Source organism: Segeticoccus rhizosphaerae, from assembly GCF_009192725.1.
Taxonomy (GTDB): Bacteria; Actinomycetota; Actinomycetes; order Actinomycetales; family Dermatophilaceae; genus Segeticoccus; species Segeticoccus rhizosphaerae.
The window spans coordinates 1-7,809 of record NZ_VOHR01000185.1; the positions used below are offsets into that span (position 1 = coordinate 1).

9 protein-coding genes are annotated in these 7,809 nt (G+C 68.2%); 6 read left to right on the forward strand and 3 right to left on the reverse strand.

Translation table 11 applies throughout. The annotated features are described in order from the left end of the window. A partial coding sequence (mobF, locus tag FRW57_RS14095) for a MobF family relaxase (protein ID WP_238999432.1) occupies positions 1-1,296 on the reverse strand: 1,296 nt, incomplete at its 3' end. A gap of 533 nt (positions 1,297-1,829) precedes the next feature. On the opposite strand from mobF, the gene speB reads away from it, so the two are divergent. Together speB and FRW57_RS14105 are read left to right on the forward strand one after the other, a co-directional pair. Continuing rightward, a complete protein-coding gene (gene speB, locus FRW57_RS14100; RefSeq protein WP_152186281.1) occupies positions 1,830-2,834 on the forward strand; it encodes an agmatinase in 1,005 nt (334 codons plus the stop codon). Beyond that, positions 2,831-4,276: a purine-cytosine permease family protein gene (locus FRW57_RS14105; RefSeq protein ID WP_152186282.1), complete on the forward strand. Its 1,446-nt coding sequence runs from the start codon at positions 2,831-2,833 to the stop codon at positions 4,274-4,276. Before speB ends, FRW57_RS14105 begins: the two co-directional genes overlap by 4 nt. Positions 4,277-4,309: 33 nt before the next feature. Here the strand turns inward: FRW57_RS14105 and FRW57_RS14110 are convergent, their stop codons facing one another. Both FRW57_RS14110 and FRW57_RS23280 read right to left on the reverse strand, forming a co-directional pair. Next, complete coding sequence (locus tag FRW57_RS14110) at positions 4,310-4,882, reverse strand: phosphatase PAP2 family protein (RefSeq protein ID WP_137123432.1); 573 nt, start codon at positions 4,880-4,882, stop codon at positions 4,310-4,312. A 4-nt stretch (positions 4,883-4,886) separates the two neighbouring features. Further along, entirely contained in the window at positions 4,887-5,057 is a 171-nt protein-coding gene (locus tag FRW57_RS23280; protein WP_162308281.1) for a hypothetical protein, read from the reverse strand. A gap of 92 nt (positions 5,058-5,149) precedes the next feature. Between FRW57_RS23280 and FRW57_RS14115 the strand changes: the two genes are divergently transcribed. The 4 genes from FRW57_RS14115 to FRW57_RS14130 all read left to right on the forward strand — a co-directional run. Then, a complete protein-coding gene (locus FRW57_RS14115) occupies positions 5,150-6,418 on the forward strand; it encodes an IS30 family transposase (protein WP_203230332.1) in 1,269 nt (422 codons plus the stop codon). Positions 6,419-6,749: 331 nt separating this feature from the next. Then, positions 6,750-7,130, forward strand: a complete 381-nt coding sequence (locus FRW57_RS14120; protein ID WP_152186284.1) for a cupin domain-containing protein — start codon at positions 6,750-6,752, stop codon at positions 7,128-7,130. Then, positions 7,130-7,558, forward strand: a complete 429-nt coding sequence (locus tag FRW57_RS14125; protein WP_152186285.1) for a hypothetical protein — start codon at positions 7,130-7,132, stop codon at positions 7,556-7,558. Before FRW57_RS14120 ends, FRW57_RS14125 begins: the two co-directional genes overlap by 1 nt. Before the next feature lie 16 nt (positions 7,559-7,574). Beyond that, a partial coding sequence (locus FRW57_RS14130) for a hypothetical protein (RefSeq protein ID WP_203230331.1) occupies positions 7,575-7,809 on the forward strand: 235 nt, incomplete at its 3' end.

Consider the following 7,809-nt stretch of genomic DNA (forward strand, 5'->3'; position numbering starts at 1 on the left):
CGGGTCCACCGGCACCGCCCGATCCAACGCCAGGTCGGTGGCCCGCTCGGCCACGGCCAGCCGCTCGGTGGGGTCGGCGAACCGCGCGCCGTGCAGCTGGCGCAGCACCTCGGCCAGCACGTTCATCCGCGAGAACGTCGCGCGCTTGCCCGCCACCTGCGCCAACGCTGCGCCCGCCACGCCCGCAAGAGTCTGGTCGGTCAGGTCGGCGGCGCGCAGCAACGGCAGCTCGTTCCGCCCCGCCAAGTGCGATACCCACCGGGCCGAGTCGAGACCCACCAGACGTGCGGCGCGGGCCCGCCATACCGCCATCTGCTCCCCCAACGCGTGCGCTTCCTTGTCCGGCCGGGTCGAGATCGTCGCTTGCTGCCGCAGCTGCAGCACTTCCCGCGACGAGGGCTGCCGCCCGTGCGCCGCGACGAAGTCGTCGACCAGGGCGTTCTTGGCGTCCTCGATCGCGCCCGACCGCCGCGAGAACTCCGCCTGCAACTGCGCGTCGACGCCGGCGACCTCGTACTTCGGCACCGCCGAATGCCGCCGCGCCATCGGCTCCCACCCCCACCCCAACGCCCCGGTCAGGTAGTCCGACAACACCGCGTTGTACAACGTCGACAACGCCACCGTCGCCTTGAAGATCAACCGCCCGTCCAGCGTCCGCCACGCCCCGTCGGCGCACTGCGCGCGGTTCATCACCACCACGTGGGTGTGCAGCTGCGGGTCCCCCGCCCGCGAGTCCCAGTGGTCAAACCCAGCCGCGACCACCCCGCGCACGTCCTCCTGCACCACCCCCGCGTGCCCCGACCGCGAGAAGAAGACCGCCCGCTCCGCGTACCCGATGACGAACTCCACCGCCCGCAGGTGCGCCCGGTAGATGACCGCCTGCGTGCCCGGGTCCGCGAGCGCCCACGCCACGCTCACGCTCTTGGGCGCGCTGAACGTCAGGTCGAACCCGGCCACCGGTCGAGGTGCCTTGCGCACCCTGCCTTTGCCGTCGATGTATGCCGTGCCCACCGCTTTCGGGGGTCGGCCCAGCTGCTGCCCGGTCACCGGATCCTGCAACTTCCCGAGCATCCGGAACAGCGCCTCCTCGCTCACCTGCGCGCCGGGCACGACACCGGCCCCGCCGGCCAGGCACGCCAACCCGGCGCCCAGGAACCGACCCGGAGGCGTCCCCGACTCCGCGTAGTACCGCGTCAACGGCGACGACATCACGCCCGCGCCGTCGCCGCGGGCGACGCTGGCCATCAGGTAGCGATAGCCTGCGCCCAGGCTGATCCGGCGGATCGACACCGTCACCGGAGCCGCCCCCACCAGCCGCGGACCTGCTGATCTGCTCGTTCGGTCATGACCCAAATACCGCTGGCGCGGGGCACTTTCGGAACCCGGCATCACCCTGGTGCAAACCGTGTGCAGCTCCATGGGTGGATGCCCTCGCGAGGTGGAGCCGGGTGCGTCAGCGCGCCGCTGCCGGTCATCCGCTGGGGTGGAGTGGAACGCTGGCCCGGGTGACCTGCCTCGTGAGGCGTGGAGACGTCAGCGAGTGACTCGAACGACTTGGAGCCGATGGGTCGATTCCGGAGTGATGGCGGCAGCAGCAGGGGCCACCGCGTGGGCTGCGTAATTGCTGGTCGTGACCGAGCTCGTGTCCGGATGCGGGTTGCACGTCGACGCAGACGCAGCACTCGCAGCCGCGCAAGTCTCCGGTGCTCGAGAGCCGAGGGAGTTTCCCATGGCGCGATACCCGCGTCCGGTGCTTGAATCGTGAAGGAGCCGAGCCGCGCGTGCGCGCGAGCTGTACGCGTCACGGATCGACCCGTCGAGGAGCGATCATGGACGAAGCACGCGTGACCTACAGCAACGGAGTCGTCGGCCCTGTCGACGGTCTCAAGGTCCCCCGTTTCGCCGGCCATACGACCTTTGCCCGTCTACCCCGGCTCGAGGACGTGCCACGGTTCGACATCAGCCTGGTCGGCGTCCCCTTCGACGCCGGCACCACCTACCGCCCCGGAGCTCGTTTCGGACCGTCGCACATCCGTCAAGCCTCTCGCCTGCTGCGTCCCTTTAACCCTGCGCTGGACAGCGAACCGTTCCATGGAGCGCAGGTCGTCGACGCCGGCGACATCCCGTGCAACCCCTTCCACATCACCGAGGCCCTCGAGCAGATCGAGAACGGGCTCGGGTCCCTGATCAGCGCGGAGCAGACCGCCATCAGCCTGGGCGGTGACCACACCATCGCCCTACCTGCCCTGCGCGCGGTGCACCGAGTCCACGGGCCGGTGGCGCTGGTGCACTTCGACGCCCACCTGGACACCTGGAACACCTACTACGGCGAGCCGTACACCCACGGCACCCCTTTCCGGCGCGCATCAGAAGAGGGCCTGGTGGTCAAGGGGAGCTCGGTCCACGTCGGCACCCGCGGCTCCCTCTATGCTCCCAGCGACCTGACCGATGACACCGACCTCGGCTACACCATCCTGGCTTCCCGTGACCTGGACCGGATCGGTGTCGACGCAGTTCTGCAGCAGCTGCTCGAGCGGGTCGGGACCGCGCCGGTGTACCTGTCGATCGACATCGACGTGCTCGACCCCGCCTTCGCCCCGGGAACCGGTACGCCCGAGGCAGGGGGCCTGACCAGCCGTGAGCTGCTCGGCCTGGTCCGAGGGCTCGATCGGGTCCGCGTCGTGGGGGCCGACATCGTCGAGGTCTCCCCGGCGTATGACCACGCGGAGATCACCGGGATAGCCGCAGCCAACCTCGCCTACGAGATCATCACCGTGCTGACCCGACAGCACGAGCGACACGCCGCCGCTGAGACACGGGAGGAAGAGCAATGAGCACCCGCCCAACAAGCCAGGAGCGCACCCTCACCGTCGAACACCGAAGCATCGACTACATCCCGCCCGACGAACGGCACGGCAAACCCGAGAGCCTGTTCAACGTCTGGTTCGCCGCCAACATGCAGGTCACCGCGATCGTCACCGGCGCTCTGCTGATCGTGATCGGCTTGTCCCTGCCCTGGGCCATCCTGGCTGCCCTGATCGGTGTCGCCGCCGGCACGATCTTCATGGCCCTGCACTCGGTACAGGGCCCCAAGCTCGGCATCCCGCAGATGATCCAGAGCCGCGCCCAGTTCGGCTACTACGGCGCCGCAGTCCCGATCATCGTCGTGCTGCTCATGTACATCGGCTTCTTCGCCAGCAGCAGCGTGCTCGGCGGCCAGGCACTGACCGGGCTGACCCACCTCCCGGTCAAACCGACCATCATCATCATCGCCGCCATCTGCACCATCGTCGCGATCTTCGGCTACCGCCTGATCCACAGCGTGGAACGGTGGGTCAGCCTGATCAGCGGGCTCGGCTTCGTCTACCTGACCATCATGCTCTTCGTCCACCACGACGTCGCAGCCGTCTGGAACGGCGGCCACTTCTCCGGCGGCGCGTTCGGACTCGGCATCGCCATCGCCGCCACCTGGACCCTGACCTACGCCCCCTATGTGGCCGACTACTCCCGCTACCTACCCGAGGACACCTCCAGCCGCACCGTCTTCTGGTGGAGCTACGCCGGCTGCTCGATCGGCTCCTTCTGGATGATCGGGTTCGGCTGCATCGCCGTCGCCGTCGCCACCCAAGCCTTCAACGGCGGATCCGTCTCCTTCATCGTCGACCTCTCCCCCTCCCCCGTGCACTGGCTCTTCCAGATCATCATCATCCTCGGCATCATCGCGGTGAACGTCCTGAACCTCTACGGCGCCTTCATGTCATGGACCACCATCGCCACCGCCGCCAAGTCACACGGCGTCAGCCGCACCACCCGCGCCGCCTACACCATCGCGGTCGCCGCCATCTCCACCATCCTGGCGATCGCGGGCCAAGGCAACTTCCTGGAGAACTTCGAGAACTTCATCCTCTTCCTCGCCTACTTCGTCATCCCTTGGACCGCCATCAACCTGGTCGACTTCTACCTCATCCGCAAAGAGCAGTACGACATCGGGCAGATCTTCGAACCGAACGGCATCTACGGCCGCGCGAGCTGGGAAGCCCTCGTCGCCTACTTCGCCGCCATCGCCGTCGAGATCCCCTTCATGAGCACCAGCTTCTACACCGGCCCCATGGTCGCCCACCTCGGCGGCGCCGACATCTCCTGGATCCTTGGGCTGATCGTCTCCGCCGTCCTCTACTGGCTCTTCATGCGCCACCGCGCCGCCCACCTCCGACCTGCCCAAACCCTGGCCCCATCATCCGCGGCACCAGGAACCCAGTCTGAAAGTCGCGGATGAACACGTCCGCTCGCTCCTGCCGCGGCGCTTGTCTCAGCTCAGGGCCAACGTCACCAAGGCCGCCACGCCAAAGCCCACGGCCGCGCCAACCACGACTTGGCGCGTGGTGTGATCGCCAAGCACCACCCGCGACCAGGCGACCAGCACAACCAGTGGCGCCACCACGAGGAGCCAGGGGTTGACGAGCACGGCCAGTGCGGCGACGACTCCCCCAGCACAGGCCGTGTGGATCGAGATCTTCCACCGCAAGGTCACGGCGAGGCAGACAGCCACCGCGGCACAGATCCCCCACACCAACGCAAAGAGGGCGCGCGGAGCATCCAGCAACGACAGAGCCAATAGCCCGACCACGATCGACACCAGCCCGATCGTCATCATCACCGGTCCCTGGTGACGCTGAGTCAGGTGCCGGTCGCCCAGCACCCCGCGCCGGATCCCGACCTGCAAGATGGCGTAGGGCAGCCCGGCCGCGAAGAACATCGCGACGACCCCCAGCAGCAGTCCGCGCCCCGACCCCGCCGCGTGGATGGCCACCACGAAGGTGACAACCACCACGAGCACGACCGGGGCCATCACCTCCGTGACCACCCGCGCCCATCGCGCCATGGCTTCAGATCGCAGCACTGACCTCGAGCCCGCGACGCTCGAGGGGACGCATCGAGGCGGCCCGCGTACCAGCCGGGGCGTCCTCGAGGTCGAGGCCGAGTCCGTGGCGTTCGTCGTGTCGGATGCCCACCGCCTGCCCGCCGGCGACTACAGCCCAGTCCTCCAAAGTGACCACACTCCAATGGGCGGATTCCAGCGGTCGTCGCAACACCTTGATCACGGAGGTGTTCGGTGAGACGACGCAAGAAGGAGTTGCCAGCGGCGCCGATCGGCGCTCGACGGCAGTGGGCCGCGGATCGGGCGCTGCGTGCGCCGATGCGATCACCGGGGCGGCCGGAGCCGTCACGTGCTGTGCAGCGGGCGTTCTGGCGCCTGATTGCTCAAGGTCTGACCAGCGAGGACGCGGGCGCTGAGGTCGGCGTGTCGACGCCGGTCGCGACCCGCTGGTTTCGCCACGCTGGCGGGATGACCCCGATCAGCCTGAACGAGCCCACCGGCCGCTGCTTGTCCTTCGCTGAGCGCGAGGAGATCGCGCTGTTGAGGGCGCAGGATCACGGGGTACGCGAGATCGCCCGCAGGATCGGGCGGGATCCCTCGACGATCTCCCGCGAACTGCGGCGCAACGCGGCCACCCGGGCCGACCAGAAGGGCTACCGGGCGACGGTGGCGCAGTGGAAGGCCCAGCAGGCCGCGAAGAGGCCAAAGCCGGCCAAGCTCGCCACCAACCGCCGACTGCGCGAGTACGTGGAACACAAGCTCGCAGGAGAGGTCACCGACGCCGAGGGACGTCCCATCGCCGGCCCGAACGTGCCGTGGGTGGGGAGGCGCCAGGGTCGTCGAAGGGACCGGCGCTGGGGTGTGGCCTGGAGCCCTGAGCAGATCAGCAACCGGCTCAAGGTCGACTTCCCCGATGATGAGTCGATGCGGGTCAGCCACGAGACGATCTACCAGTCGCTCTACGTGCAGGGCCGTGGCGCGCTCAAGCGAGAGTTGACCGCGTGCCTGCGTTCCGGGCGTGCGCTGCGCGAGCCCCGTGCTCGCACTGGTCGCAGCGGCCGCACGTTCGTCAGCAGGTACACGATGCTGCTGCACCTGCCTCGGATGGAAGACTTCGGGAAAGCCCCGATCGTCAAGAACGGGCCACCGCTGGCAGGTCGCGGCGCCGAGGCCGTCAATGCGGCCATCGTCGCCCAGATCGGGGGGCTGCCCGAGCAGCTGCGCAGGTCGTTGACCTGGGACCAAGGCGGCGAACTGGCCAAGCACGTCCAGCTCAAGATCGACGCCGGGATCGAGGTCTACTTCTGCGATCCGCACTCACCGTGGCAGCGGCCCAGCAACGAGAACACCAACGGGTTGTTGCGCCAGTACTTCCCGAAGGGCACCGACCTGTCGCGTTGGACGGCCGAGGAGCTCCAAGCAGTCGTCACGACCCTGAACGCCCGGCCACGCAAGACACTCGGATGGCGCACCCCTGCCGAGGTCTACCAAGAGCAGCTATCGTCACTGACACAGGCCGGTGTTGCATCGACCCCCTGAACCTGCCATGGTTGAGTGTTCGCTTTTCACCGCCGAAACTGTCCAATCTTCGAGCGCCGTCGGCACGGACTTGCAGCCTTCACTTGGTCAACGCAGCTTCGACTGCAGCTGTGACCTGAACAGCGCAGGGTTCACCTGAACAGGACACCCTGCTGTGCATGGGTCAGTTCATGCGTAGCACCCTCCTCCACCCGCCCAGCCGACTCATCCGGCAGTCGCAAACGCGATGCGGCGATCCAGTTCGCCCGCGAACGCTGACCTTCCGCCAGTCACGATGTGATCTGAAAAGTCACGCCTTCAGGGTGTCAACACCAACCCCCAGGAGGACACCATGCCCAGTGCCAGCAAGATGACGACCCCGGTGACCGTCGACTTTCCCCAGATCGAGGGTCGGTACGCCGAGCTCGGCGGCTACACGGTTGCCTTCGAGACCTTCCCGTGTGACGTCGACCCGGCGCCGTTGTTCGCCGGCCTGCCGGGCGACCGGTGCCAGTGCCCGCACTGGGGTGTCGTGCAGTCCGGCCAGGTCACGTTTCGGTGGGCCGACCATGAGGAGACCTACGGCGCCGGCGACGCCTACTACGTCGCGCCCGGCCACTTGCCGCTGGTAACCTCCGGCACCACCGTGGTCGAGTTCAGCCCGACCGACGCTCTGGGCGAGACGATGGCGGTTGTCGAACGCAACCTGGCCGCAGCGGGAGCAGGTGGGTGATGACGACCTCGACCATGCCGCACCCGGCGACCATCCAGGCCAGCGTCGACAAGTTCGTCGAGTTCCTCGAGAGCGGGGGCGTCGCCCCGGACGGCCTGTTCACGCCGACCGTCTTCGGTGATCTGACCTTCCCGCAATGGCGCATCCAGACTTGCGACGCGGAAGAGCTCATCGCTGGCCGAAGACGGCTGCACCCGCAGCCCGGGCGCGTCCGTGTCGAACGGGTCACGGCCACCCAGACCGGGTACGTGATCAAGCTCGAGGAGCGTTGGCAGGACGGCGGCCAGCAGTGGTACTGCCGGGAGTGCTTCGTCCTCGACCTCGACGAGAACGGTGCGGTCTTCGACTTCACGCTCTACTGCACCGGCGACTGGGACCAGGACCGCCAGCGTGAACACGCGAACGCGGTGACCCTGCTGCGCCCGTAGTGCCACCATGGAGCCTGTGGAACCCACCGCGGGGGACCTCCCGGACCCGGCAGCACAGGCGCTGCGCCTGGCCGAGACGTATGTCTTCGGGACCGAGCCGGGCAGGATCCCCGCGATCTTGCACGAGGCCTTCGCGGCCTCGACCGACGACCGCGTCCGCGCCCGGCTCGGCGCCGCCCTGGCGCGATGTTGGGCCTATGCCGGGACGCGCACCCGTGCGGTCCCGTTCGCCGACGCTGCCCTGGCCCATG

Coding starts and splice junctions, on each gene's coding strand:
- speB (WP_152186281.1), top strand. CDS start 1,830: ATGGACGAAGCACGCGTGACCTACAGCAACGGAGTCGTCGGCCCTGTC.
- FRW57_RS14105 (WP_152186282.1), top strand. CDS start 2,831: ATGAGCACCCGCCCAACAAGCCAGGAGCGCACCCTCACCGTCGAACAC.
- FRW57_RS14110 (WP_137123432.1), bottom strand. CDS start 4,882: ATGGCGCGATGGGCGCGGGTGGTCACGGAGGTGATGGCCCCGGTCGTG.
- FRW57_RS14120 (WP_152186284.1), top strand. CDS start 6,750: ATGCCCAGTGCCAGCAAGATGACGACCCCGGTGACCGTCGACTTTCCC.
- FRW57_RS14125 (WP_152186285.1), top strand. CDS start 7,130: ATGACGACCTCGACCATGCCGCACCCGGCGACCATCCAGGCCAGCGTC.